The 26,026-nt window shown below is 61.9% G+C and carries 27 protein-coding genes and 2 riboswitches; of the genes, 24 read left to right on the top strand and 3 right to left on the bottom strand.

Features of this window, described 5'->3' with window-relative positions; genetic code table 11:
• The first annotated feature begins 87 nt into the window (after positions 1–87).
• The 14 genes from GSVR_RS07660 to GSVR_RS07595 all read left to right on the top strand — a co-directional run bounded on the left by GSVR_RS07660 (position 88) and on the right by GSVR_RS07595 (position 13,840).
• Positions 88–1,401: an ABC transporter permease gene (locus GSVR_RS07660; protein ID WP_173197377.1), complete on the top strand. Its 1,314-nt coding sequence runs from the start codon at positions 88–90 to the stop codon at positions 1,399–1,401.
• A complete protein-coding gene (locus GSVR_RS07655) occupies positions 1,388–2,554 on the top strand; it encodes an ABC transporter permease (protein WP_203978830.1) in 1,167 nt (388 codons plus the stop codon). Before GSVR_RS07660 ends, GSVR_RS07655 begins: the two co-directional genes overlap by 14 nt.
• 205 nt (positions 2,555–2,759) lie before the next feature.
• Positions 2,760–3,419 carry an ABC transporter ATP-binding protein gene (locus tag GSVR_RS07650; protein ID WP_173197375.1) on the top strand — a complete coding sequence of 220 codons (660 nt, stop codon included), beginning with the start codon at positions 2,760–2,762 and terminating at the stop codon, positions 3,417–3,419.
• 118 nt (positions 3,420–3,537) lie between these two features.
• Positions 3,538–4,068: a TlpA disulfide reductase family protein gene (locus GSVR_RS07645; protein ID WP_173197374.1), complete on the top strand. Its 531-nt coding sequence runs from the start codon at positions 3,538–3,540 to the stop codon at positions 4,066–4,068.
• Between the two features lie 302 nt (positions 4,069–4,370).
• Positions 4,371–5,120, top strand: a complete 750-nt coding sequence (locus GSVR_RS07640) for a GGDEF domain-containing protein (protein ID WP_173197372.1) — start codon at positions 4,371–4,373, stop codon at positions 5,118–5,120.
• 106 nt (positions 5,121–5,226) lie between these two features.
• Positions 5,227–6,486 (top strand): methyl-accepting chemotaxis protein, encoded by a 1,260-nt coding sequence (locus GSVR_RS07635; RefSeq protein ID WP_173197364.1) that lies wholly within the window; start codon positions 5,227–5,229, stop codon positions 6,484–6,486.
• A gap of 48 nt (positions 6,487–6,534) precedes the next feature.
• Positions 6,535–7,278 (top strand): HD-GYP domain-containing protein, encoded by a 744-nt coding sequence (locus GSVR_RS07630; protein ID WP_173197362.1) that lies wholly within the window; start codon positions 6,535–6,537, stop codon positions 7,276–7,278.
• 18 nt (positions 7,279–7,296) lie between these two features.
• A complete protein-coding gene (locus GSVR_RS07625) occupies positions 7,297–7,575 on the top strand; it encodes a Fur family transcriptional regulator (protein ID WP_173197360.1) in 279 nt (92 codons plus the stop codon).
• A 53-nt stretch (positions 7,576–7,628) separates the two neighbouring features.
• Positions 7,629–7,937, top strand: a complete 309-nt coding sequence (locus tag GSVR_RS07620) for a hypothetical protein (RefSeq protein WP_173197358.1) — start codon at positions 7,629–7,631, stop codon at positions 7,935–7,937.
• 190 nt (positions 7,938–8,127) lie between these two features.
• On the top strand, positions 8,128–9,492 hold the full coding sequence (locus tag GSVR_RS07615) for a TonB-dependent receptor (RefSeq protein ID WP_173197356.1): 1,365 nt from the start codon (positions 8,128–8,130) through the stop codon (positions 9,490–9,492).
• 120 nt (positions 9,493–9,612) lie between these two features.
• Complete coding sequence (locus GSVR_RS07610) at positions 9,613–10,500, top strand: metal ABC transporter substrate-binding protein (RefSeq protein WP_173197354.1); 888 nt, start codon at positions 9,613–9,615, stop codon at positions 10,498–10,500.
• A gap of 95 nt (positions 10,501–10,595) precedes the next feature.
• Positions 10,596–12,083, top strand: coding sequence for an ATP-binding cassette domain-containing protein (locus GSVR_RS07605; RefSeq protein ID WP_173197346.1), 1,488 nt, complete (start codon positions 10,596–10,598; stop codon positions 12,081–12,083).
• Positions 12,080–13,351: an ABC transporter permease gene (locus GSVR_RS07600; protein WP_173197338.1), complete on the top strand. Its 1,272-nt coding sequence runs from the start codon at positions 12,080–12,082 to the stop codon at positions 13,349–13,351. Before GSVR_RS07605 ends, GSVR_RS07600 begins: the two co-directional genes overlap by 4 nt.
• A 9-nt stretch (positions 13,352–13,360) precedes the next feature.
• Positions 13,361–13,840, top strand: a complete 480-nt coding sequence (locus GSVR_RS07595) for a DUF3299 domain-containing protein (RefSeq protein ID WP_173197336.1) — start codon at positions 13,361–13,363, stop codon at positions 13,838–13,840.
• 59 nt (positions 13,841–13,899) lie between these two features.
• Here the strand turns inward: GSVR_RS07595 and GSVR_RS07590 are convergent, their stop codons facing one another.
• From GSVR_RS07590 to GSVR_RS07580, 3 genes are read right to left on the bottom strand one after another with little or no spacing between them, the layout of a single operon-like run.
• The gene (locus tag GSVR_RS07590; RefSeq protein ID WP_173197334.1) at positions 13,900–14,151 is read right to left on the bottom strand and encodes a GSU3529 family protein; all 252 of its coding nucleotides are present in this window, start codon (positions 14,149–14,151) and stop codon (positions 13,900–13,902) included.
• Positions 14,148–14,408, bottom strand: coding sequence for a GSU3529 family protein (locus GSVR_RS07585; protein WP_173197332.1), 261 nt, complete (start codon positions 14,406–14,408; stop codon positions 14,148–14,150). The genes GSVR_RS07590 and GSVR_RS07585 overlap by 4 nt, the downstream gene beginning before the upstream one ends.
• 14 nt (positions 14,409–14,422) lie before the next feature.
• Positions 14,423–15,556: a cysteine desulfurase family protein gene (locus GSVR_RS07580; protein ID WP_173197330.1), complete on the bottom strand. Its 1,134-nt coding sequence runs from the start codon at positions 15,554–15,556 to the stop codon at positions 14,423–14,425.
• A gap of 108 nt (positions 15,557–15,664) precedes the next feature.
• On the opposite strand from GSVR_RS07580, the gene GSVR_RS07575 reads away from it, so the two are divergent.
• From GSVR_RS07575 to GSVR_RS07530, 10 genes are all read left to right on the top strand, one after another.
• Entirely contained in the window at positions 15,665–16,579 is a 915-nt protein-coding gene (locus tag GSVR_RS07575; protein ID WP_173197329.1) for a LysR family transcriptional regulator, read from the top strand.
• A 95-nt stretch (positions 16,580–16,674) separates the two neighbouring features.
• Positions 16,675–16,854, top strand: a riboswitch (cobalamin riboswitch).
• Between the two features lie 377 nt (positions 16,855–17,231).
• A complete protein-coding gene (locus GSVR_RS07570; protein ID WP_173197327.1) occupies positions 17,232–19,265 on the top strand; it encodes a ribonucleoside triphosphate reductase in 2,034 nt (677 codons plus the stop codon).
• Positions 19,258–19,446 (top strand): anaerobic ribonucleoside-triphosphate reductase, encoded by a 189-nt coding sequence (gene nrdD, locus GSVR_RS22180; RefSeq protein WP_173197325.1) that lies wholly within the window; start codon positions 19,258–19,260, stop codon positions 19,444–19,446. The genes GSVR_RS07570 and nrdD overlap by 8 nt, the downstream gene beginning before the upstream one ends.
• The gene (locus GSVR_RS07560) at positions 19,439–20,026 is read left to right on the top strand and encodes an anaerobic ribonucleoside-triphosphate reductase activating protein (protein WP_173197324.1); all 588 of its coding nucleotides are present in this window, start codon (positions 19,439–19,441) and stop codon (positions 20,024–20,026) included. Before nrdD ends, GSVR_RS07560 begins: the two co-directional genes overlap by 8 nt.
• Before the next feature lie 75 nt (positions 20,027–20,101).
• Positions 20,102–20,293, top strand: a riboswitch (cobalamin riboswitch).
• 151 nt (positions 20,294–20,444) lie between these two features.
• Positions 20,445–22,088, top strand: a complete 1,644-nt coding sequence (locus tag GSVR_RS07555; protein WP_173197322.1) for an alginate export family protein — start codon at positions 20,445–20,447, stop codon at positions 22,086–22,088.
• Between the two features lie 89 nt (positions 22,089–22,177).
• A complete protein-coding gene (locus GSVR_RS07550) occupies positions 22,178–22,855 on the top strand; it encodes an energy-coupling factor ABC transporter permease (protein ID WP_173197319.1) in 678 nt (225 codons plus the stop codon).
• On the top strand, positions 22,852–23,181 hold the full coding sequence (locus GSVR_RS07545; RefSeq protein ID WP_173197317.1) for an energy-coupling factor ABC transporter substrate-binding protein: 330 nt from the start codon (positions 22,852–22,854) through the stop codon (positions 23,179–23,181). Before GSVR_RS07550 ends, GSVR_RS07545 begins: the two co-directional genes overlap by 4 nt.
• The gene (cbiQ, locus tag GSVR_RS07540) at positions 23,178–23,927 is read left to right on the top strand and encodes a cobalt ECF transporter T component CbiQ (RefSeq protein WP_203978829.1); all 750 of its coding nucleotides are present in this window, start codon (positions 23,178–23,180) and stop codon (positions 23,925–23,927) included. Before GSVR_RS07545 ends, cbiQ begins: the two co-directional genes overlap by 4 nt.
• A complete protein-coding gene (locus GSVR_RS07535; protein WP_173197315.1) occupies positions 23,924–24,787 on the top strand; it encodes an energy-coupling factor ABC transporter ATP-binding protein in 864 nt (287 codons plus the stop codon). The genes cbiQ and GSVR_RS07535 overlap by 4 nt, the downstream gene beginning before the upstream one ends.
• Before the next feature lie 178 nt (positions 24,788–24,965).
• Complete coding sequence (locus tag GSVR_RS07530) at positions 24,966–26,012, top strand: DMT family transporter (protein ID WP_173197313.1); 1,047 nt, start codon at positions 24,966–24,968, stop codon at positions 26,010–26,012.
• Positions 26,013–26,026: the final 14 nt, after the last annotated feature.

Genomic DNA, 26,026 nt, shown 5'->3' with positions numbered 1-26,026 from the left:
TTTGTACCGCCCTTTCCGCATTCCATGTCTTTGAATTTCTCTGAAGATTTTCCGATATCGTAAGGTTACCCAGCGAGGTCAGTTAAAATGTTTTTCATGATGTTGAAACAGTCCTTTTTCCGGGGGCGCCGCAGAAAGGTGCTGGCCGCCGCCACCATAGTCCTGTCGGCCAGCCTGATCACCGCGTTGATGAACATCTCCATCGACGTGGGGGACAAGATGGCCCGGGAAATGAAATCCTACGGGGCCAACATCAACGTGGTTCCCAAAAGCGAAGCCATTCCCCTGGAGATCGGCGGGGTGGACTACAACCCGCTCAAGGACCGGGTCTTCATCAATGAAGCCGATCTGCCCAAGATCAAGGAGATCTTCTGGCACAACAACATCGCCGGCTTTGCTCCGTTCCTGAAGACGCCGGTAACCCTGGCCGGGGCGAACGGCAAGGGGGTCAACCTGATCGGCACCTGGTTCGACAAGCAGGTGCCCATTGCCGGGGACGACGAGTTTCATACCGGCACCAAGGTGGTGTTCCCCTACTGGCAGGTGCAGGGGACCTGGCCCGCGGAAACGGGAAGCGGGAATACCGGGGACAGCGACATTCTGGCGGGCGCCGCCCTGGCCCGCGAGTTGAGCCTGAAGGCCGGAGACCGGATAACGGTCAGGTCAGCCGGAAAGGAGCCCCGCGAAGAGCGCTACACCATCCGGGGCATCCTGACCACCGGCGGCCCTGAGGAGTCGGCCCTGGTGGCTCCCCTGGCCGCGGTGCAGAAGCTTGCCGGCCGGCCGGGCCAGGTACAGTCCGTCAGCGTGAGCGCCCTGACCGTGCCCGAAGACAAGCTGTCCCGCAAGGCGCGCCACAGCGCCGACAGCCTCGATTCCGCCGAGTACGACCGCTGGTATTGCACGGCCTATGTCAGCTCCGTATCGCTGCAGATCGAAGAAGCCATTCCGAATGTCACCTCCCGCCCCATCTGGCAGGTGGCGGCCGGCGAAGGCGCGGTGGTGGGCAAAATCCAGTTGTTGATGATCGTGGTGACCATTGCCGCCTTCATCGCCTCGGGCCTGGGCATCTCGTCGCTGATGGTTACCACCATCATGGAGCGGGCCAAGGAGATCGGTCTGATGAAGGCCCTGGGTGCCGCCGACTGGGAGGTGTACCTCCTGTTTCTGAGCGAATCGGCCGTGGTGGGGGTCGTTGGCGGTCTTGTGGGGTGCGGGGCCGGCGCGATCCTGTCCCAGATCATCGGGCTCTCCATTTTCGGCTCCACCGTATCGTTCAGCCCGATCGTCATCCCGGTTAACATCGCTGTTTCGGTATTGATCGCCCTTTCCGGTTCCTTCATGCCCTCCCGGCTGATAACCAGGCTCCATCCCGCGGAGGTGCTCCATGGCAGGCGATAAACGTCATGAAATCAGCAGGAACGCCATGTTTCTGCAGATCCTGTTCAAATCCCTCAAGGTCCGCAAGAACCGCGTGTTCATCACCTTTTTCTCGATCATGATCGGTGCATCCATCATCACCGCCCTGTCGAGCATCTATTTCGACATTTCGGCCAAGATGAGCCGGGAACTGCGTGCCTACGGGGCCAACTTCTTCATCGGTCCGGCCGCCTCGCAGGGAGAGCGGAGCCTGGACAGCGACACCATTGCCCGGGCCATTGCCATGGTTCCCCGGGACAAGCTGACCGGCTCCTCTCCCTACCTGTACGGCGTGGTACGGCTCGACCTGGGCAATGCCGTGCTGGCGGGAATCGACTTTGCCGGCCTGCGGCGCCTTTCCCCCTACTGGCAGGTGGAGGGCAAATGGATCACGGTGGATTTCGACGAGGACGCCTGCATGATCGGCAAAACCCTGGCCAAGAAGATGGAGCTCAAGGTGGGGGATTCGGTCAATGTCATCCGCAGCGAAACCGGCTTCCAGAAGGCGCTTACCGTGAAAGGGATCGCCGAGACCGGCCAGGCCGAGGACGAGCAGATCTTCGTCAACATCCATCTGGCGGAGAAGATCCTGGGGAGCGGCGGACGGGCCAACCACGCCCTGCTGAGCATCGTCACCGAAGGGACCGATATCGACGCCCTGGCCCTGGGGATGCAGAAAGCTTTTCCCGAGCTGGATGCCAAACCGATCCGCAAGATCTCCTACTCCGAGGGGCGCATCTTGGACAAGATCAAAGGGCTGATGGCAATCATCGCCGTGATCATCCTGACCGTCACCACCCTGTGTGTCATGACCACCCTGATCACCGTGGTTTCCGAACGGACCCGCGAGATTGGCCTGATGAAGGCCATTGGCGCCCATGACCGGGACATCGTGCTGCAGTTCCTGGCCGAGACCCTGATCATCGGGATAGCCGGTGTGGCGACCGGGCTGGTGGCCGGCTTTGTCCTGGCCCAGGTGCTGGGTCATGCGGTTTTCGGCTCCTCGATAGCCTTCCGCCTGGTGGTGCTCCCCATGACCCTGGTTCCGTCACTGCTGGCGTCGCTGCTGGCAGCGGCACTGCCGGTGCGCATGGCCGTGGGGATCGTGCCGGCGCGGGTATTGAAGGAAGACTGACCTCAGGATCCGTAAAAAACGACGCTCATAGAGCAGATCGTTAAAAACTCAGGTTGTTCAAAAATAGTCAGATCGTCGCACCCGCAGAAAGCACCGCGGAGGCGTAGTGCCCCAAGGGCATAAACAGCGCTACGCCGCACAAGGAGGCTTTCGAGGACGGCGGCGAGATGGCTGTTTTTCAACAACCTTTTAAAGGAGACAGAAGATGGCAAAGATAGTCCTGGAGACCAGGGGCCTGACCAAACGGTTCGGCAGCGTCACCCCTCTGGACGGTATCGACATGCAGGTCGAGGTCGGAGAGTGGGTCGCCATCATGGGGCCCTCCGGCTCCGGCAAGACCACCATGCTGAACATCCTCTCCTGCCTCGATACCCCCAGCGAGGGGGAATACATCCTGGATGGGGTCGCCACCGCCACCCTGTCCGAGAAGGAGCGCGTCACGGTGCGGCGGGAAAAGATCGGCCTGGTCTTCCAGCAGTTCCACCTGGTGCCCTACCTGACCGCCCTTGAAAACGTCATGCTGGCCCAGTACTACCACAGCATGATCGACCGCAACGACGCCGAGGAGGTCCTGACGCGGGTCGGCCTGGGACATCGCATCGGCCACCTCCCCTCCCAGCTTTCCGGCGGAGAGCAGCAGCGGGTCTGCATTGCCCGGGCCTTGATCAATCAGCCGGCCATCATCCTGGCCGACGAACCGACCGGAAACCTGGATGAAGCCAACGAAGGCATTGTGCTCGATTTCTTCAAGGAACTGCATGCCGAGGGGCGCACCATCGTGCTGGTTACCCACAACCCCGAACTGGCCACCTTCGCCGACCGGGTTGTCAGGCTGCAACACGGGAGGATTGCCCGCAATGCCTAGCAGACTGTTGAAAAACTCAGGTTGTTCAAAAATAGTCAGATCGTCGCACCCGCAGAGAGCCCTGCGGAGGCGTAGCAGCGCTACGCTGCACAAGGGGGCTTTCGAGGACGGCGGCGAGATGGCTGTTTTTCAACAACCTGCTAGAATCATGCGGCGCGCCGCTTCACTCCTGCTGTTGGTCATGCTCCTAGTATGCGCGGTGCTGAGCGCCGGCTGCCAGAAAGAGCAGACCTGGCAGGTCGGTGCCAAGGCTCCCCAGATCAGCGTGCTCGATCTTAACGATGCCACCGTTAAACTCTCCGACTTCCAAGGCAAAGCCCTGGTGGTCAGGTTCTGGACCACCGGCTGCAAGGCCTGCGTCGAGGGAATGCCGGCTTTGGACAGGTACAGCAAGCGCTATGCGGACAGGGGTTTGGTCGTAATTGCCGTCAATATGGGCAGTTCCAAAGAGATGGTCGAGGCCTTTGCCAAGAAGCTGAAGCTGTCCTATCCGGTGCTGTGCGATCCGGCCCAGATCGCCTCCAAGAAGTACAACGTCAAATCCGTTCCCACTACCTTCTTTATCGACCGTGGCAGCATTGCCAGGAAAATGATCGTGGGAGAGCTGACCGAAGAGGTTTTCGACAAGACCGTGCGCGAACTGCTGTAACCGGCCGGTGCTGCCCGAGGCGGATGGTCCCTGCCGGCTGTTTTTTGCCCTTATAACGATAACAATTATCAAGATCAACGACTATACAAGAGCATGTGAGACGGCATCGTTTCAGGCTCGACCGACAGGTACGCGAACGTCGCTTCAGCTCGGAGGCGGCCGCCGCACAGGCCTGTTCCGGCAGCGGGCCGGCTCTGCCGCCCGGGGCTCCCTCCTTCACCCCGGTCGGCAAGGCTGCCCGCTCTCGGAACAGAATCACCGGCACACCCTAAACCCCGGAATACCGCTACCGGAGGAACGATATGGCATTGATGCATGTGGATGAGATGTTCGTGGGGGAAACCGCGGAGATCGTCGCCATCAGCGAGACGGTCCCGGAGGTCAGACAGCTGAAAAACATGGGGTTGCGGGAGGGCAAGCTGATCGAGCTGCTGCACTTCGACCCCCTGGTCTCCCGCAAAGTGATGATCGGCGTCGGCGGCACGCGGATCGGCTTCGACGTCATGCTGGCCGCCCATATCACGGTGCGCCCCATCAAGGCATACTTCGAAGTCATCCGCAACATGGCCCACTACGACCACCTGACCGGCTGTCTCAACCGCCACGCCGCCGGCAGCATCATCCGCAACGAAGTGGAGCGTTTCGCCAGCGAGGGGCTGCCGCTCTCCCTGCTGATGGCGGATATCGACCATTTCAAGCGGATCAACGACACCTTCGGCCACGATGCGGGAGACAGCGTCCTGAAGCACTTCAGCGATATCATCCGCCAGGGGCTGCGCCGCTCCGACCTGTTGTGCCGCTGGGGTGGCGAAGAGTTTCTGATACTGCTCAGGGGAACCGTGGCCGATGAGGCCCGGCGTATCGCCGACCGGTTCCGGGAGCGGATCGCGGATGCCATATTCCATCCCTTCGAGGGGAGCGGTCAGGTCACGGTCAGTTTCGGTGCCGCCACGGTACCCCCCTGCCGCGGTTTCGACCGCCTGGTGGCCGAAGCCGACAGGGCGCTCTATTGCGCCAAGCGGGGGGGAAGAAACCGGGTGGCGCTCAGCTGAATGAACGGGGCGGGTAAAGCGCCGGGAAAACGACATACGACGGCGGGCCCCACGGAATCGTTCCGCCACACTGTAAACCGTAGACGCAACAAGCCGGGAGGCAAACATGGCAATGGAACAATCGATCGTATCACCATTGGGAATCGGCCGGCCCCATCGGGAGTCCCGCCCGATCGCACAGAGCAGCATGCTCGAATGGCCGCGGAGATTTACCATCAGGACCCGCGTCATCGGCAGTTTCGCCAGCGGAGCCGCTCTGACCACCGGCTTGGGGGTGCTGGGATATATGTCGGAGGACAAACGCCTGTTCCTCTGTGCAGTAGCGTATGTGGTGGTGGCCTCCGTCTTTTTCGGCTGGTGGGTTGCCGGAAGCATCATCGGTCCGGTCGAAAAACTGCGGCTGAGACTTCACGATGTGGCCGAAGGCGAAGGAGATCTCACAAAACGCTTCACCCAGTCCAGTAACGACGAGATCAGCGCTGCCGCAGGCTGGTTCAACATTTTCATGGACAAACTGCACGCCATCATCAGCCAGGTGGCAGGCACATCGTCCCAGGTAGCCGCCGCTGCCGGCCGGCTTCGAACGGCATCGGAGCGGATCGCCGGCAGTTCGGAGGGAATTCTGATGCAGGCCAGTGCCGTAGCCGCGGCAGCCGGCGAAGTGGCTGCAACCTCCGGCGATATTGCCCGCAATTGCCAAACTGCTACGGAGGAGGCGCGCCGCGCGGCGCTGGTGGCCCACAACGGCGCGGAAGTGGTGCACAAGAGCGTGGCCGTCATGGCCAGGATCTCCGAGCAGGTGCAGGAATCAACCAGGACCGTGCAGAGTCTGGGAGCCCGCAGCGACCAGATCGGCAGCATCATCAGCACCATCGAGGATATCGCCGACCAGACCAATCTGCTGGCCCTGAATGCGGCCATCGAAGCGGCCCGGGCCGGCGACCAGGGACGCGGATTCGCCGTGGTGGCCAACGAGGTCAGGGCCCTGGCGGAAAGAGCCCTGAACGCTGCCCGCGAGATCGACGAAATGCTGAAAGCCATCCAGTCCGACATCAGGGATGCCGTCTCAACCATGGGGCAGAGCATCCACCAGGTGGAAGAGGGAACGGTCGAGACGCAAAAATCGGGGCAGGCCCTGCAGGATATCCGGCAGCAGATCGGCACGGTTGCCGCACTGGTTGACCTGATCGCCGCCGCGGCAGAGGGGCAGACTGCTTCCACCAGCGACATCACCGACAACATCCGCGCCATCGTCGAAGCAGCCCAGGTGACTGCCCGCAATGCCAGAGAATCGGCGGCATCGTCCAATCTGCTGCACGACAATGCCGGCAGCTTGCAGCGGCTGATCGGACGATTCAAGCTGTAATGGCCGGCAATTTCCGATTTACCCGGAGAAAGCGAATGAAAGGCACCTATGTCACCTCTTCTGCAAACCTGCATCCCGCTGCCGTCATCCGGACGTAACCCCGTTGCCCACACCGGTTGTTCCGAACCGTGCCTGGCGGGTTGTCTTAACCTGCACCAGTTCGCGGAGGCGCTGGGGAATGCGGTCGATGCCAAAGATCCGCAGCTGTTCAATCATTCCCATGACGTGGCCGAAACCGGGCGCATCCTGGCCGGCGCCATGGGGCTCGATCCGACGGAAGTGGAGCTGGTCCACATCGCCGGGCACCTCCACGATATCGGCAAGATAGGGATTCCGGATGTGGTGCTGCAAAAGCAGGGGGCCCTGGACAGGAACGAGTGGTGCTGGATGAAACGCCACCCGGAGATCGGAGCGGAGATAGTGCGTCCGGTGGCTCCTTTCAATACTCCGGGAGGGGTGGCTGACATCATACTCGGGCATCACGAGCAGTACGACGGCAGCGGCTATCCGCAGGGCCTGCGGAAAGAACACATTCCGCTGGGGGCAAGGATCGTGGCAGTGGCAGACACCCTGTCGGCGCTGCTGCGCGACCGCCCCTACCGCCGGGGCTGTTCCTTCGAACAGGCCCTGGCCGAGATCAGGCGCTGTTCCGGTTCACAGTTCGATCCGGCGGTCATCGGCATGCTGGGCAGGCGGCGCGATGAAATACGGGAAATACTTGCGGCTCCGGAAGCCTTTCTGGCGCGGAGGTTTTCGGAACGGATTCTCGGCGCGGCGAGCGCGGCAGCGTAAACACTGAAAGAGGTACCTGTGAAATCCGACATCAAACAGAAATTTCGCGACTACATCGTTCAGAGCCGCGGCCTCAAGTGGACCCGGCAGCGGAATCTCATTGTGGATGCCTTCCTCAACTGCAGCCAGGACCTGAGTGTGGACGAATTCTACCGGCACCTGAGGACCAGGCACAAGAACATAGGGTGCAGCACGGTGTACCGCACGCTCAAGCTGCTGGCGGAATCGGGCATCGCGCGGGACATCAAGGCTGACGACAAGCCGATCCGCTATGAGTACGTCGCTGAACAGGAATGACTTTTTTTGCGGAGACACTTGACAATCAAATGAAAATAATTTCTATTTACTGAATGACGCATGCCCCTCCCGGACATATCCGCATCCGGAAGCTGAAAAACCGTGCCGGCGCGCTGCTGTTGTCGTTCCTGCTGACAGCCGCCATGGTGCTGTCCGCCTTTCATCACCATGCGGACGAGCAGGACCACCCGGATTGCAGCATCTGCGCCGTGGCGCACCACCACAGCGCCGACACGGCCGTGGCACATCGCGTGCTGCTCAGCCTGCCGGTCGAATTCCCCACCCTCTTCACCTCCGCCGTCCCGACGGCGCCGGCCGCCAAGGCCCCGCTGCTGCCGCACAACCGCGCTCCTCCTGCCTGAACATACCTTCGACACCATCAATCAGCCACAGAGTTCACCGAGAACACAGAGAAAAACCAGAGTCTTGACGTTGCCAACATCCCGTTGGTCCCGCCCATCCAGGTACGTTTGCCCCTGAAGGTTTTCCTCTGAGAACTCTGTGTCCTCTGTGGTCACGTGTTATCGGTTTACTCAGACACAGGAGGATTGCATGCGTACGCCTGTCATTGCCGCGGCCGCCGTCATGGCCGTGTGCCTTTGCGGTTCCTTTTCCTTTGCAGAAGAAGACCTGAACTCGCGCCTGAACCGCCTGGATGCGGAAGTGGGCAAGCAGACCGAGACCATCCGCGAACAGCAGAAGACCATCGATGACCTCAAAGACCGCCTGAACGAGCAGAAGCCGGTCGAAAGCCACGTCCCGGAACAGAGCGGCAAGCCCACCGGCCTGTTCGGCGGCTCGCTGATGACCAACCCCTATGTCTCGCTGGTGCTGGACGCCAAGGGCTATGTCTCCAACCTCAAGAACAGCGAACTGGAGAGCCGCGGCGTGCCCGGCTTCACCACCGAGGGGCGGGGCCTGCACAACGGATTCAATATCGATGCCGCCGAGCTGTTCCTCTTTGCCCCGGTGGACCCCTATTTCAACCTCTACGTCAACATCCCGATCAACGAAGAGGGGGTCGAACTGGAAGAGGCCTACTTCGTGACCACCTCCCTGCCGGCCGGCTTCCAGATCAAGGGGGGGCGCTTCAAGAGCAACACCAGCCGCCTGAATGCCCAGCATCCCCATGCCTGGGACTTTGCCGACATCGCCCTGCCCTACAAGGCCTTTCTCGGGTCCGAGGGGCTGGGCGGCGAGAATGGGGTCCAGTTCACCTGGCTGCCCCCCCTGCCGGTCTATACCCTGCTGGGGATCGAGGTCCTGCAGGGGGACAGCAACAGCCTGTTGTTCGGCAAGGACGACCGCTGGGGTCCCCACGCCTTTTCGGCCTTTGCCAAGGTGTCGCTGGACACCTCCGACAATTCCACCCTCTATGCCGGCCCCTGGGTCCTGTTCGGCTCCACCAACAGCGGCTCCATCCTGCCGGCCGATGAAGCAACCGGCAACACCTTTAACCTGCGGGGCGACAGCGCCCTCTACGGCCTGGAGGCGGTCTGGAAGTGGAAGTCCGGCCAGCAGGGGGTGACCGTGCAGGGGGAATACCTCTACCTGGTGCAGAACGGCGACCTGACCACCAGCGACCCCAGCGGTGCCCCGGTCTCCGTTGAGCGCCTCAAGCGCCACCAGGACGGGGCCTACATCCAGGCGCTCTACCGCTACGGCCGCTGGCGGGCCGGGGCGCGCTACGACCGGCTGGAGCTGTTCGACGACACCTTCCGGGTGGCCGGGGTCCAGCAGCAGTTCAGCGGCAAACCGTGGCGCGCCACCGGTAGCCTGGAGTTCAATCCGACCGAATTCAGCACCATCCGGGCCCAGTACACCCACGACCGCTCGGACCCCGGCGGCCGGGTGAACAACGAAGGCATCCTGCAGGCGATCTTCACCATCGGCGCCCATCCGGCCCATACGTTCTGACGGTTCTAACGAAAGAATCAAAGGCGATTTACCACGGAGGACACGGAGAAAACCGGGCAGACCTTGTTTTGATCCTACTCCGTGTCCTCCGTGGTTAAAGGCTTTTCAAGGAGATACACCATGCGAAACACAATGCTTGCATTCACCGTCCTGCTGTCACTGACACTGGCCTCCCCCGCCTTTGCCAAGCTCAACGTGGTCGCCACCCTGCCCTGGATCGGCAGCCTGGCACAGGAGATCGGCGGGAACAAGGTCGCGGTCACCACCCTGGTCAAACCCAGCCAGGACCCGCACTTTCTGGAGGCAAAACCGAGCATGATCCTGGCCGCCCGCAGGGCCGATATTGTCATGTACCAGGGGCTGGACCTGGAGATCGGCTATCTTCCCATCATTATCGAACAATCCCGGAATCCGCTGATCATGCCGGGCCGGCCGGGCAACCTGGACTGCTCCCGGTTCGTCAACGTGATCGAAAAGCATGCGGTGGTGGAGCGGAGCATGGGGGACATCCATCCGCTCGGCAACCCCCATTACAACTTTTCTCCCGTCAATGTGCTGCGCGTGGCGGAGGGCATGACCACCGTCCTGGCCGGCCTGGACCGGGCCAATGCGGAGGCGTACCGCTCCAATTTCAAGGCCTTTGCCGCCAGGTTCGAGGAAAAACGCAAACAGTGGAACCGCCCTGACCTGAAAGGGAAGCGCTACGTGGCCTATCACCATTACTTCGAGTACCTGGCAGCGGACTACGGCTTCGGGATTGCGGCATATGTGGAGCCGAAACCGGGCATTCCCCCCTCGGCGGCCCATATCGAAAAGCTGGTCAGCGACATGCGGAGCAGCAAACCGGACGGCATTCTGGTCACCCCTTCCTACGGCCTGAAGGAAGCCGAGGCCCTGTCCGCCAAAACAGGGGTAAAGGTGATCGTGCTGCCCCAGGATGTGGGTGCCGTGAAGGGGAGCGACACCTGGTTCGCCTTCATGGATACGGTGCTGGCGGCCCTGCGGTAACGGACCGGCCATTCACGACAAACCTCCGGGGCATCGGCGGCCCCGGAGGTCCTGAAAAGTCATGTCACGCCGTTGCAGCGCGCGAAGGAGAACCGATGGAAGCGCTCACCTTTCTGATCTGGCCGTTTTTGGCCTGCCTGCTGCTGATCCTGATCCATGCCTGGTTCGGCATCCATATCCTGGAGCGGGGCATCATCTTCGTTGACCTGGCCCTGGCCCAGTTCATCGGGATCGGCCTGGCCCTGTCCTTTGTCGTGGGAGAGCAGCGGGGCCTGCTCCTTTCCCTGGTTTTCGCCCTGCTCGGCTCGGTCGTCCTGGCCCTTTCCCGCACGGCGGCCCGCCATGTGAACATCGAGGCCTTTATCGGGGTGCTCTACATCTTCTCCTTCTCCGCCGCCACCCTGATCCTGGACCGCAGCCCCCACGGCATGGAGGAGTTCAAGACCATCATGAACGGCAATATCCTGTGGGTCACGCCGCATGAACTCCTCTCCACCGCGGCCCTGTACGGCTGCGTCGGCCTGCTGCATTTCCTGCTCAGAAAACGCTTCCATGCCCTATCCTTCGAGGGTAAAGGGGGCTTTCCGACGGAGTTGCTCTTCTTTGCCAGCTTCAGCATCGTGCTGGTGAAATCGGTACGTATGGCCGGCATCCTGCAGGTCTTCTCGTTCCTCGTTATCCCGGCCCTGATCGGCCGGCTCTTTTTCCGAAAACCGTCCCGGGTGCTCGTGACCGGCTGGCTGGTGGGGGTGCTGGTCAGCATGGCCGGGATTTTCCTCTCGTTCAGGCTCGACCTTCCCACGGCCCCGGTCATCGTGGCAGGGCTGGCCGGCCTGTTTTTCGCCCTGCTCGCGCTCAGGATCTTCCTCAAGGGAAAAAACGGCATCCCTGAAACGCCGGGATGCGACCGTCATTCCACATCCCCATCATCTCACGAGGTTTCCATGTTAGAAATCACCCAACTCAAGGCAGGATACGAAGACAAGGTTGTCGTGGAACTGCCGCAGCTCACGCTTGCTCCCGGAGAGCATTGCCTGCTCCTCGGGGCGTCCGGTTCGGGCAAGACCACGCTGCTGTGCACCCTGGCGGGCCTGCTGACCCCGCTCGGCGGAACAATGACCCTGGACGGCACAAGCTTCGGCGACCTGCGGGGAGCGGCCCTGGACGAGTTCCGCGGCAGGAACATCGGCATCATCTACCAGACCCTGCACATGGCCGGTGCCCTGACGGTCATGCAGAACCTGCTGCTGGCCCGCTATGCGGCCGGACTGCCCCAGGACCGGGCCAAGGCCCTGTATCTGCTGGAACAGCTCGGCCTTGCGGACAAGAAGGACGACAAACCCGAGACATTGAGCCAGGGGCAGCAGCAGCGTGTGGCAATCGCGCGGGCCGTTATCAATGCTCCCCGGATCATTGTCGGCGACGAGCCCACCTCGGCCCTGGACGACGCGGCCTGCGAAACCGTGATGGGGCTCCTGCTCAAGCTGGCTGCGATCGACAATGCCAGCCTGGTGGTCGCCACCCACGACCAGCGCATCAAAAAATATTTCCACAAACAGATCATGGTCGGAGGTGACCGATGAACAATCTGAGCCTGAGTTTCGCCTATCTGCGCCACAAGACGCTGAGCACCGCCCTCACCATCGTCACCTTTGCCGCCGGCGTGGCCATGATCGTGGTCCTGCTGCTGGTTAATGCCCAGCTCCAGTCCGATTTTTCCAACAACCTGAAAGGGATCGACCTGGTGGTGGGGGGCAAGGGCAGCCCCATGCAGCTCATCCTTTCCAGCGTGTTTTACCTGGACATTCCCACCGGCAACATTCCGCTGGACGAGGCGGAAAAGCTGGGCAAACACCCGCTCATCAGTGAGGCCATTCCCCTCTCTCTGGGGGACAACTACCGCGGCTTCCGCATCGTCGGCACCACCCCGGCCTATCCCGGTCATTACCAGGCCAGGCTGAAACCGGGGGGACGCTACTGGCACAAGGAGATGGAAGCCGTGCTGGGTGCCGAAGCCGCCGCCAGAAGCGGGCTCAGGCCCGGCGACTCCTTTGCCGGTTCCCACGGCCTGACCTCCGGCGGCGAGGTGCATGCGGAGTTTCCCTACACCGTGACCGGCATCCTCGAACCGACCGGCACCGTAGTGGACCGGCTGATCCTGACCGGCCTGGAGAGCGTCTGGCATATCCACGAGCACCATCACCACGACGAAGACCACGATGAGGACCATGACGAGCATCATGCGGAGGAGGCGCACCACCATGACGACGACCACGACCACCACGATGCGGATGAACACGAAGGCAAGCGTGAAATCACCTCCCTGCTGGTTTCCTACAATTCGCCGCTTGCAGCGGCGGAGCTTCCCCGCATGATCAACGGAACCACCTCGATGCAAGCGGCCAGCCCGGCCTTCGAGGTGGCGCGCCTGACCTCGTTCATGGGGACCGGCACGGAAACGCTCACCTTCTTTGCCTGGTTCCTGATCGCACTGGCCGGCCTCGGCATTTTTGCCGGGCTGTACAACGCCATGAACGAGCGGCGCTACGACCTGGCCCTGATGCGCGGTTTCGGCGCCAAACCGGGAAAACTGTTCGCCCTGATGATGACCGAGAGCCTGGCCGTTTCGTTGATCAGCGCGGCTGTCGGGCTCGTGGCAGGTCATCTGCTGGTGGGGGGTATCGCCGCCTGGCTGGAGCACACCAAACACCTGCACATGACGGGCCGGCTGTTCCTGGCCGAGGAGGCCTGGCTGCTCCCCCTGTGCCTGGTGGTGGGCGCTGCCGCGGCCCTGTTGCCGGCGGTGCAGGTCTACCGGATCGACATTTTCAAGACATTGGTACAACGCTGAGGAGGCCCTATGATACGCATTGTGTTCTGCATCCTGATGGTAGCGCTGGCCTGCGGTTTTACCCCGCCCGATGCCCGTTTTTCCCGCTCCGGCGATCCGGTGCCCTTGCCACCGGGACCCCGCCAGATGCAGTCGGAGGACCAGATCTGGAAACATTTCGCCCAATGCAAGCTCAGGCGGAATCAGGATTTTTCCTACGGCATCGCCTATACCCCGGAGGTCAAGGCCATGAACGGCAGGCAGACCGTGATCAGCGGCTTCATGCTGCCCCTGGAGGCCAAGGAGAAATTCACCCATTTCATCCTGAGCAAGCGCGCCCCTACCTGCGCCTTCTGCCCTCCCGGAGCCCCCAACGAGGTGGTGGAGGTCTTTACCTCTGAACCGGTGAAATGGCAGGAAGACCTGGTCACGGTTTCAGGCACCCTGACCTTGGCGAGCGACAACAAACGAGGGATTTTCTTCCTGATCAAGAATGCGACCGTGAAATAGCGGTGCGGGGATGGAAGGATATCGGCATCATCCCTGACGGACCGCCCCATGACGGTCCGTCAGTTCCCGGTCAGCCTTTTCAGCGCATTTTCCAGGATGGCATTATTGACCCCCATGCCGAGATAGCCGGTCTGGCCGTAGGTATCGTACAGCGCCACCTGTTCCACGAGTATGGCCAGGTCGGCCTCTCTGCCATGGAAATCGTGCCGGTTCTCGATGATCCGGAAGATCTGCTCTGCCAGACCGTCGGGAAGGTCCTGCTCGCTTTGGGCCGCCTCGGTGGCGGCCCGCAACCTGTCGAATACGGTCATGTCCGCTCCTCCTCCAGCCAGCGCAGGGTCCTTTTGATGTCCTCGTGATCGTAGGCCCACTTGCAGCAACCGGCCTCGGCATACACGTCATACTCCCGCACCTGGGCAAGCAGGATCTCCACCAGATACTCCTTGCCCTGATAGGCCTCCGGGTTCCTGGCAACCGCCAGTACCGGGTCCGCCAGCCATTGCGGCAGGTCCTGCTGTTCGTACTGCTCGATCGTGGCCGCTTCAAGTTCCTGAAAGACCTGATCCATGGTCCGCTCCTTTCCTATCTCCGTAAAGCTTCGAGGATATCTACAACGTTGTCCCAGTCCACCTCCGGGGTCATATGGCACCAGGAGAGCCGGATCGAACATTCCACCTGCTCCGGAGAGCGCTCCATTGCCGCCAGGACATGGCTGGGCGTGCGCGTATGGGAGGTGCAGGCCGAGGTGCTCGATATCGCTATGACCTCTTTCAGGGCATGGATGGCGCGATCCGAGCCGATGCCGGGCAGGGAGACATTGACCGCATGAGGGAGCGTGCAGGCCTCGTCGCCGTTCTGCTCCGCGCCGAGCCGGGCCAGGGCCGCCAGAGTCTCGGCCCGGAATGCCCGGCATTTCTCCCGGCGAGCGTCCCGGTCCCTGAGCGCCAACCGGACTGCTTCGCCGAACCCGGCTATCAGCGGGACCGCCAGGGTCCCGGGCCGCAGCCCCTGCTCCTGACCGCCGCCGAACATGAGGGGCTGCAGGGGAGGCAGCCGGTTATCCCGTTTGCGGGCGATCAGGGCGCCGATCCCCTTGGGACCGTAGATCTTGTGCCCGCTGACGGCGATCAGGTCCAGGCGGGGATGGCGGAGTTGGTCGATCTCCTTGCCGAATCCCTGGGCCGCGTCCACATGCCACCAGGCCTCGTGGCCCCCTAGGATATCCGCTGTTTCCGCCAGGGGCTGCAGCACCCCGGTCTCGTTGTTTACCTGCATGGTCGAAACGAGCAGCGTGTCCGGGCGCAGCGCATCCGCCAGGCGCTGCGGCTCGAAGCGCCCGTCCGCCTGCACCGGCAGGATCTCCACTTCGAAACCGAGCCGCGCCAGCTCCTCGAAAGGTTCCAGCACCGCCTTATGTTCGATGGCAGTGGTCAGCACATGGCGCCGCCCGCTTTGCCTGCCGGTCTCCGCCAGTCCCAGGATGGCCATATTGTTGCTCTCCGTGGCCCCGCTGGTGAAGATCACCTCGTCGCGCCGCGCCCTTACCACCTCCGCGATCTGGCCTCGGGCATGTTCGACGGCACTCCGCGCAAAAGCCCCGTGGTCGTGGATCGGGCTGGCGGCATTGCCGAAGTCCTTTTCGAAAAAACGCCGCATCACCGCAATGACGGACGGTTCCAGCGGCGTGGTTGCATTGCAGTCCAGATAGATCGCCATATCCCGCTCCCGGTGTTTTTTCCAACTATAGAACACCAAAGTGTATATAAAAAATATATTGTTTTTATCGTCGTTATATATTTTATATATACACAAACGGAGGCTGACATGGATCTGCGACAGTTACGGTTTTTTCTGGAAGTGGCCGATTCCGGGAGCTTTACCGGTGCGGCGGAAAAGTTGCACATTGCCCAGCCGGCCCTCAGCATTGCCATCAAAAAGCTGGAAGAGGACCTGGACGTGGTGCTCTTCAACCGGCGGGACCGGAAGATTACCCTGACCGCCGAGGGGGAGGTGCTGGCGCGGCACGCGCGGGAGATACGCCAGGGGGTGGCAAAGGCACGGCAGGAGATCGACGACCTGCGGGGACTGTTCAAGGGGGAGGTGCGGGTCGGCCTGACCCCGATGCTGAGCAGTTTTTTCTTTCCCGGGATAATCTCCGCCTTCAAGCGGCGTTATCCGGCCCTGCACCTGTCCGTTCACGGCGACAGCGCCTGGAACATCCAGCGCAGGATCGAGTCGGGAGAGATCGACATGGGAGTGGTGGCCGGAGCAGTGCCGGAGGGGCTCGATTCCCACCACATGGTGCGGGAGGAGGTTGTGGCCTGCGTCCATCGCAGCCATGCCTGGGCCGGGCGGAAAAAGATGCCGCTGGCCGAGCTGCTGGGGGAACCGTTGATCCAGTTCGAGGAAGGATATCACCTGCGGGAGATGATCGACGAACTGGCAGCCCGGGAAGGGCTCTCTCCCGTTACGGTGGCGGAATCGAACCTGTTTTCCCTGGTCAGAAGTCTGGTCAGGGAGGAACTGGGCCTGGCCTTTTTCCTCAAAATGGTGGTTGCTCGGGATGCGGAGGTTGCGGCGATCTCCTGCGATCCGCCGCTCTTTCTCGATCTCTCCATAGCCTGGAAAAAGAACACCACCCTTTCCCGGGCCAACCGGGCGTTTGTCGATTTTCTCATCCAGGAAGTGGATGAGTATTACCTGCTTGCCCAGGCGGCCGGCACGTTTCCATTGCCGTGATGTCCGCTTCCGGCCGTGCAAAAAGAAAAGCCATTGACACACAATATGGCACCGTGCTATACGACGGACGCAATATCTTGTTGCGAAAATATGACAATCGAATATCGGATCACGGCGCCCGCAAGGGCTTGATAGGGAAGAGGGGTGTAAATCCCCCGCGGACCCGCCGCTGTAAGCGATGACAAAGGGCAAGATGCCACTGACTGATGAGGTCGGGAAGGCGCCCGGAGGACGAATCGCGAGCCAGAAGACCTGCCATGATCCCAACCACTATTCAGAAGGCCGATGCCAGAACATCGGCCGGAACTCTCCGGGACTGGGAGCAGGTGGATAACGGGAACAGGCGACTTTGAACACGGAAAGTCCGCATGCTGCTTCGGCAGATGCGGACTTTTTTTATGGCTGTTTCCGTTGCGGTACCCTCCCCCCCGGACTCCAAACCAGAAAACCACAGCAGAGAGTTGGGCACGCTTTGCTCTGCCTGACTATGAACCTGAACTGCAATTGCACGCGGATTCACGCGGATGCGGCGGATGAACGCAGATTTTGGTTATCCGCGTCTATCCGCTCAAATCCGGCCTTTTCCGCGTTCCATGAAGATTTTGGGGTTCTCTGTGTCCTCTGTGGCAAAAGCCTTTAAGGAGTCTTCACCATGCCCCACACCGAACCACTGCCCGTCCCGGCAATCGTCGTCAAACGCGATGGTTCCCGCGCCCCCTTTGACGCCAACCGCATCCAGTCCGCCATCCTGCGGGCCGGCAAGGCCACCGGCGAATTCACCGAGGACGAGGCCCACCTTCTGACCCGGCAGATACTGAAAGTCCTGCGCCACCGCTTCCCCCTTGAACCGCCCCAGGTGGAGCAGATCCAGGACGTGGTGGAGCAGGCCCTGATCTCAGCCAACCACTTTGCCACTCTGCGGGCCTACGCGGTCTACCGGGAGCAGCGCCACAAGCTGCGCCAGGACCAGAAGACCGTGGTGGACGTGGCATCCTCGGTCAACGAATACCTGGAGCAGTCCGACTGGCGGGTCAATGCCAACGCCAATCAGGGCTATTCTCTGGGGGGCCTGATCCTGAACGTCTCCGGCAAGGTGGTGGCCAATTACTGGCTCAATCACGTCTATCCGCCGGAGGTGGGGGAGGCCCACCGGGAGGGTAGCCTGCACATCCACGACCTGGACATGCTCTCCGGCTACTGCGCCGGCTGGTCTCTGCGCATGCTGCTCACCGAGGGGTTCAACGGCGTACCGGGCAAGGTGGAGGCAGCCCCCCCCAAACACATGTCCAGTGCAGTGGGACAGATCGTCAACTTCCTCGGCACCCTGCAGAACGAATGGGCCGGGGCCCAGGCCTTCAGCTCCTTCGACACCTACATGGCCGCTTTCGTGCGCAAGGACCGGCTCACGTACGAAGACGTGAAGCAGCAGATGCAGGAATTGATCTTCAACCTGAACGTCCCCTCCCGCTGGGGCACTCAGACCCCGTTCACCAACCTGACCTTCGACTGGACCTGCCCGGAGGACCTGAAGAACCAGGTGCCGGTCATCGGCGGTGAAGAGATGCCCTTTACCTACGGCGAGCTGCAGGAGGAAATGGACCTGATCAACCGGGTCTATATCGAGGTCATGACAAGAGGGGATGAAAAGGGGCGGGTCTTCACCTTCCCGATCCCCACCTACAACATCACCCCCGATTTCCCTTGGGAGAGCAAGAACGCGGAACTGCTGTTCGAAATGACCGCCCGCTACGGCCTGCCCTATTTCCAGAACTTCATCAACTCCGAGCTCTCCCCCACCATGATCCGCTCCATGTGCTGCCGCCTGCAACTGGACCTGCGGGAACTGCTCAAGCGGGGCAACGGTCTGTTTGGCTCGGCCGAACAGACCGGCTCCATCGGCGTGGTGACCGTCAATTGCGCCCGGCTCGGCCACCTGCACCCAGGGGATGAGGCAGCCCTGTACCGAGACCTGGACCGGCTGCTGGACCTGGCCCGCACCAGCCTGGAGATCAAGCGTAAGGTAATCCAGCGCCACATTGACAACGGCCTGTTCCCCTACACCCGGCGCTACCTGGGGACCCTGCGCAACCACTTCTCCACCATCGGCATCAACGGCATCAACGAGATGATCCGCAACTTCACGTCAGACCAGGAGGACATCACCACCCCGGCCGGCCACGACCTGGCGCTCCGCTTCCTGGACCACATCCGGGCGCGCATGCTGGCCTTCCAGGAGGAGACCGGCCACATGTACAATTTGGAGGCCACCCCGGCCGAAGGGACCACCTACCGCTTCGCCCGGGAAGACAAGAAGCGCTACCCGCAGATGCTCCAGGCCGGCACTGCCGCAGCTCCCTTCTACACCAACTCGTCCCAGTTGCCTGTGGGGTACACCGACGATCCCTTTGCGGCCCTGGAACTTCAGGAGCTGTTGCAGCGCCAGTACACCGGCGGCACGGTCTTTCACCTCTACCTGGGGGAGCCGGTCTCCAGCACTGCGGCCTGCCGCACGCTGGTGAAACGGGTGTTGGAGAATTTCCGCATCCCCTACCTGACCATCACCCCCACCTTTTCCATCTGCCCCAAACACGGCTACCTGGCCGGAGAGCACCGCTACTGCCCGGTCTGCGATCAGGAGCTGGTGCGCGGGTATTACCACGCCAAAGGAGAACAGCCTCATGTCTGAAAACAACGCATTGCAACAGGAAACAGAGCAGCAACACCTGAAACGCCAGCCCTGCGAGGTCTGGACCAGGGTCATGGGATACCACCGGCCGGTGGAGTCCTTCAACACCGGCAAAAAGGCCGAACATGCCGCGCGGTGCTTCTTCCGGGAGCCGGGCGCGGCAACCGGGCGAGATGCTTGAGATCGGGGGACTGCTCCCCTTCACCACCATCGACTACCCCGGCAGGCTGGCGGCGGTGCTTTTCTGCCAGGGATGCCCCTGGCGCTGCGGCTACTGCCACAATCGGCACCTGCTCCCCACCATGAGCGGCACAGCAGTGCCGTGGCTGGAGATCATGGCCCTACTCCGCAGCCGGTGCGGCCTGCTGGACGGGGTGGTGTTCAGCGGCGGCGAGCCGACCATGCAGGCCGACCTGCCCGACGCCATCAGAACAGTAAAGGGGATGGGGTTCGCGGTGGGACTGCACACCGCCGGCCCATACCCGGCCCGGCTGCTGGAGTGCCTGCCGCATCTGGACTGGATCGGCATGGATCTCAAGGCCCCCTTCGAGGAGTACGAGCGGATCACCGGCGTTCCGGACAGCGGTGCGGCGGCCCGGACAAGCGCGGAGCTGGTGCGGCGCAGCGGCGTGTCCCACCAGTTCCGCACCACCCTGGACCCCTTTCTGGAGGAAGGAGGACGAATCGAAGCGATGCAGCGCATGGTGGAAAAGGAATGGGGGGAGAAGTTGGTGGTGCAAGGATGCACATTGATTTCATGACGGAAATTTGTTAGGGTTAACTGCCCGTTTTGGATAGGGAACTGCTGTTCCCGCAGCGGGCATAATCAGTACGACAACCGAATACCGGATCACGGTGCCCGTAAGGGTGAAAAGGGAAGAGGGGTGTATTTCCGTCAGGAAAGATTCCCCCGCGGACCCGCCGCTGTAAGCGAGGACAAAGGGCAAGATGTCACTGATCGAAAGATCGGGAAGGCGCCCGGAGGATGAATCGCGAGCCAGAAGACCTGCCTGATCTCAGCACTCACCAGTCCCGACGGTAAAGGGAGAGTGGAACCATTATCAGACTTTGAATACGGAAAGTCCGCATACTGCGATTGCAGGTGCGGACTTTTTTTATTTTCAGCCGTAATCGCCGGATTGACTGACCTGAAATTCCATAACACAGGAGGAATGAAGGATGTTTAAGAGGATACTGCCGATACTATCGACCACGCTGCTGTTGGCGGGGGCGGCACATGCCCAGGAAGGCGCGGGCACCATGGACCAGGCGCCCCAGATGAACCAGGCCCAGGAAGGGGCCGGCGAACGTCAGATCCCGGAGCAGGTAAATGCCGAGAACTGGGCCTACCAGGAGATCAAGGATCTGGTGGACAAGTACGAGGCCCAGAAAAAGCTGCCCGAAGGCAAGCCGTGTTCAAAAGGTGAGCTGGCCCAGTGTCTGCTTTCCGTTCTGGAAAAGGTCGTGGACAAGTATGACAAGGAGGGGGGCGGAGCCCTGCTGCGTGACGATCTGGTCCGTATCTCCGCCTTGCACGAAGCTCTGGAAGGCGAGTTGACCAAGCAGCCCGAATACGGCGCAAAACGCGCCAGCATTGAGGATATCCTCGATCTGGTGGAGCCGGAAACGCCGGCCTACACCTACAAATTTGGGGTGAACGGTTTCCTGAGGGGCGAGTGGGGCAGGAATTTCCGGTTGTTCGACGGCCATGAACCCGGCTTCGATATGGGGCAGTTCACCTGGCGCGTCAAGCCGTTCGCGTACTGGCATCCCACCGATTACCTCGATATCCACCTGGAAGGACAGGGCTACGGCTTTACCGGCGGAAATGGCGAGTTCGACCGCTTCAATCTCTATCAGGGCTTCGTGGAGGCACGCACTCCCGGTCATGACTGGGCTGCACTCAAGGGAGGTCGTCAGGAGTTCGTGTACGGCAGCGCCTTTATCCAGGGTGCCGATACAGCCTTCGACGGTATGACCTTCGACGGTGCCCGCCTTCGCTTGAAGCCGCTGGCAGGGCTCAGTGTCGACCTGCTGGGGGGCGTGTATGCCAAGCCGTTCTCGGGTGGTCAGACCGGCAACCTGTGGGGCGCCTATGCCACCTATGCCCCGACCGAGGACAGCACGCTTGACCTGTACGTGTTCCGCGACAACCAGGCTGCCGAAGGCGAGCCCCAGCGGGGCGAATACCTGGATACCTGGGGTCTGCGCAGTGTCTCCAAACTGGGACCGCTCTCCCTGGAGATCGAGCCTGTCTTCCAGACCGGTAAACTGGGCGGCGAAGATGTCAACGCCTACGGCGGCCATGCCGACCTGACCGGCGAATTCGAACTGGGCGGATTCAAGAATGCCCTGACCTTCGGTTATGCCATCGGCTCCGGCGACCAGAATGCTGCCGACGGCATCTCCAGCAGGAAAGAATTCCGCAACCCCAACAACGATACCTCCATTGTGGGCGACATGCATCTGTTCGGCGATCTTTCCGGCATCGATGTGGCCGGAAGCCATGCCAGCGGTCTGCAGGTCTACACCCTGGGCTGGGGCATCGAACTCACCGACAGTCTGAGCTTTGCAGCCACCGGCCACAAGTTCATGGCCAACAACGTACCGACCGGCATCGTCAGCCGCCACCTGGGCATAGAAGCCGACTTCGGCCTGACCTGGAAGATCCAGAAGAACCTGGCCCTGACCCTGGCCTACGACCACTTCTTTACCGAGGGATTCTTCCGGGAGGCTTCCGGCAGCAGCAAGGACCTGAGCTACGCCTATGCCATGCTGACCTTCAACTGGGACAAGACCAAACGCAAGGCAGTGACACAATAGCAGCTCTGGCCGGGGCGGATCCTGCTTGCCGCCCTTGTACCTTGGATACCACTATTCCAACAATTCCAACAACAAAAGGAGAAACACTCATGCACATCATGGAAGGTTTTCTGCCGGTCAAACATGCCGTGGGCTGGAGCATTGCCTCGGCCCCCTTCGTAGCCTGGGGGCTCGCCACCGTCAACAGGAGAATCAAGGAGAATCCGGAGCAGCGTATGCTCCTGGGGGTTGCCACGGCCTTCACTTTTGTGCTGTCGGCCCTGAAGATGCCCTCGGTCACCGGCAGTTGCTCCCACCCCACCGGCACCGGCCTGGGGGCCGTGCTGTTCGGACCGGCGGCCATGGCCCCTATTGGCGGCGTGGTACTGCTGTTCCAGGCCCTGCTGCTGGCTCACGGCGGCCTGACCACCCTGGGGGCCAACATCTTCTCCATGGCCATTGTAGGGCCGTTTGCCGCCTTTACCGTCTACCGTCTGGCCAGGACGGCACGCCTCCCCTTCGGCGTCGGCATCTTCCTGGCAGCAACCCTGGGAGATCTCATGACCTATGTCACCACTTCGATGCAACTGGCCCTGGCGTTTCCCGATCCTGCGGGCGGGTTCATGGCCTCGTTCCTTAAATTCGCCGGCATCTTTGCCGTGACCCAGGTGCCCCTGGCCATCAGCGAGGGATTCCTGACGGTGATCGTCTTCAATGCCCTGGCCCGCTTCAATCCCCGTGAATTACAGGAACTGAACGTAGTTTCCCCTCAGGAGGTGAAGGCATGAAACGGTTCCAGAATCTCATCCTGCTGGTGCTGGTGATTGTGCTCATTACCGTTCCCCTGCTGATGATCAAGAAGCCGGAGCCCGGCCCGGACGGTAAAGAGGTGGAGATCTTCACCGGCTCCGACGATCAGGCAAAGGATGCCATCACCAAGATCAACCCTTCCTACAAGCCCTGGGCAAAATCTCTGATGGAGCCCCCCAGCGGTGAGGTGGCATCATTGCTCTTCTCCCTCCAGGCCGCCATTGGGGCAGGTTTCCTCGGCTACTGGTACGGCAGTTCCTCGACCCGGGTCAGGTTGCGGCGGGCACAGGAAGAACAGGCATGATGCTCCTGGAGCGTCATGCCCATGCCAACCGCTGGCGGCGGGTCGATCCCGCCGCCAAGGGGCTTTTCACCCTGTGCGGGCTCGCGGCCGTGTTCATGGCACCACGTCCGGCCGTGGCCGCCGGGCTGGCCCTGGTGCTGGCGGTTGTCACCCTGCTGGGGGCCGGCACACCGCTCAAGGACTACCTGCGGGTGGCGGCCCCGGCATTGCTGTTCCTGGCCACCAGCGCCCTGACCCTGTCCCTTTCCCTGAACATGTCCGGTCCGGCCGGACCCAGCCTGCGCCCGGTTCCGGCGGAGGAAATGCACCACGTGGCCCGGGTCTGCGCCCGCTCTCTTGGCGGACTGGCTGCCTTGCTCTTCCTGGGCCTGACCACGCCCATGAACGACATCATCGCCCTGCTGCGCCGCCTGAAAACCCCGGAGGTGCTGCTGGACCTGATGACTCTCTGCTACCGCATGCTGTTCGTGCTATCCGAGGCGGTGCACGACATGCATACGGCCCAGGCGGCCCGCCTGGGGCAGGCCACTCCACGGCTGGCCCTGCGTTCCCTCGGCATCCTGGCTGCCAACCTGATGGTACAGGTCTGGCAGCGTTCACTTGCCTTGCACCAGGGAGCCCTGGCCCGAAATAACGACGGGCCGCTGCGCTTTCTGGAACCCGGCTATCCGCGGAGCGCCGCCAGCCTGACTATTGCGGTCCTGGCCGGCGGCAGCCTGATCGTATTGACAGTGGTGATACCATGATATCGACAACCGAAGACAATATCCTGGAACTGCGGAACGTAAGTTTTCACTACCCGGACGGCAGCGTGGGGCTGGATGGTTGCTCTCTGTCTCTCCGACGCGGCAGCCGGACCGTGTTGCTGGGGCCCAACGGCGCGGGCAAGACCACCTTGTTTCTGCACATGAACGGCATCCTGCGCCCCGGAAACGGCCAGGTCCTGTTCAACGGCTCGCCCCTGGACTACGCCCGCCAGGGGCTACGCGAACTTCGCTCCAAGGTGGGCCTGGTGTTCCAAAACCCGGACAGTCAGCTTTTTTCCGCCAGCGTGCGGGAGGATGTCTCTTTCGGACCCATGAATATGGGACTGGAGCGGCGTGAAGTTCGGGAGCGGGTGGAGCAGGCCCTGGAAGCGGTGGGCATGACCAGTTGCGCTGACAAGCCGGTGCACAACCTGAGCTACGGCCAGAAGAAACGGGTCTGTATCGCCGGAGTGCTGGCCATGCGGCCCCAGGTTATGATCCTGGACGAACCGACGGCCGGGCTGGACCTGCGGATGCAGCGGGAGTTGCTGGAGGTGCTGCACCGACTGCACTGCCAGGGGATCACCATTGTCATGGCCACCCATGACGTGGACCTGGCCTATGTCTGGGCCGACGAGGCCTGCCTGCTGGACCGCGGCCGGCTGGCGAAGCGGTTCTCTGCCGAGTGTTTCCCCCAACAGACTGGGGTGCTGGAACAGCACGGTCTGGGTGTCCCACAGGTGGCGCTGATCCATCCTCTGCTGGTGGAACGGGGGGTGCTGTCGGCCGGGGGAGCTGCGCCCCGTTCCTGCACTGAGCTGGCGCGGATGCTGGAGACGGACCTGAACGAACGGACCTGAAGGGTAATGGAACGCGGATGACGCGGATTGAGCGGATCTACGCGGACAACAAAAGCACCGTTACGATTGAATCCGCGGAAATCAGCCGCATCCGCGAAGATCTGCGTGCCATTGTCTGTCTTTGACGGAAGTATCCATTCCTCCGTCCTTTTTTTCAAAGATGAACCTGGAGCATGACATGTCAGCACCATCCCCCCGATCCTTGTTGAGAGGACCGTTCCAGGCCCTGCTCTCCGCAGCCCTGTTCGGTGTTGCACCGGTGCTGTGCAAGCTGGTGATCAACGACATGTCCCCCCTGCTCCTGGCCGGCCTGCTCTACCTGGGCTCCGGTATGGGGCTGTCCCTGACTCTCGTGGGCCAGGGGAGCAACCTGCGCCACGAACTGTCCCGCATCTCCCCACGCTACCGGCGCGCGCTGCTGGGCGCGGTCCTGTCCGGCGGCGTCGTCGCCCCGGCCTGCCTGGCCTATGGCATCAGGTACGGCACGGCCTCGGAGGTGGCCCTGCTGCTCAACCTGGAGACCGTGGCCACCACCCTCATTGCCCGGCTGATCTTCAAGGAGCACGTCAGCCTCCCAGTCTGGGCCGGCAAGGTACTGATCGTACTGGCCGCGGCCCTGGTGGTTCTGGGCCCCGGAGGGGAGGCTGCCTTCTCCGTTTCCGGGCTGCTGGTAGTGCTGGCCTGCGTCTTCTGGGGGATCGACAACAACCTCACCAGAGAGGTGGAGGAGTTGCCGCCAACGGCCCTGGCCGCCATCAAGGGGTACGGAGCCGGGCTGTTCAACATCCTCCTGGCTCTGGCCCTGGGTTCGGGTACCGCCACTGCCGGCCATGTGGGCAGCGTCCTGCTGATCGGGGCGTTCAGTTGCGGACTGAGCCTTGTCCTGTTTATCAGGGCCCTGCGGGAGATCGGTTCGGCCCGCACCAGCACCTTCTTCAGCGTCGGCCCGTTCATCGGGGTCCTGCTCTCGCTGGTACTGTTCCCCGAGCGCCCGCCCCTCTCCTTCTGGCTTGCCACTATCCTGATGCTAGCCGGGGTTGTCCTGCTCTGCCGGGAGCGGCATGACCATCTCCATACCCATCTCCCCCAGGGCCACCGGCATCGCCACGACCACGGCCGAAAAAGGGAAGAGCAGACGCCCCATGACCATTACCATGTTCACGAACACCTGACTCACCGGCACCCGCACTGGCCCGACATCCACCACCGCCATGGGCACCACTGACGTTCTCCTCCCCA

This window comes from Geobacter sp. SVR (genome assembly GCF_016865365.1).
Classification (GTDB): Bacteria; Desulfobacterota; Desulfuromonadia; order Geobacterales; family Pseudopelobacteraceae; genus Pelotalea.
The sequence above is the reverse complement of the archived record's forward strand: the minus strand, read 5'-3'. Positions and strand labels throughout refer to the sequence as shown.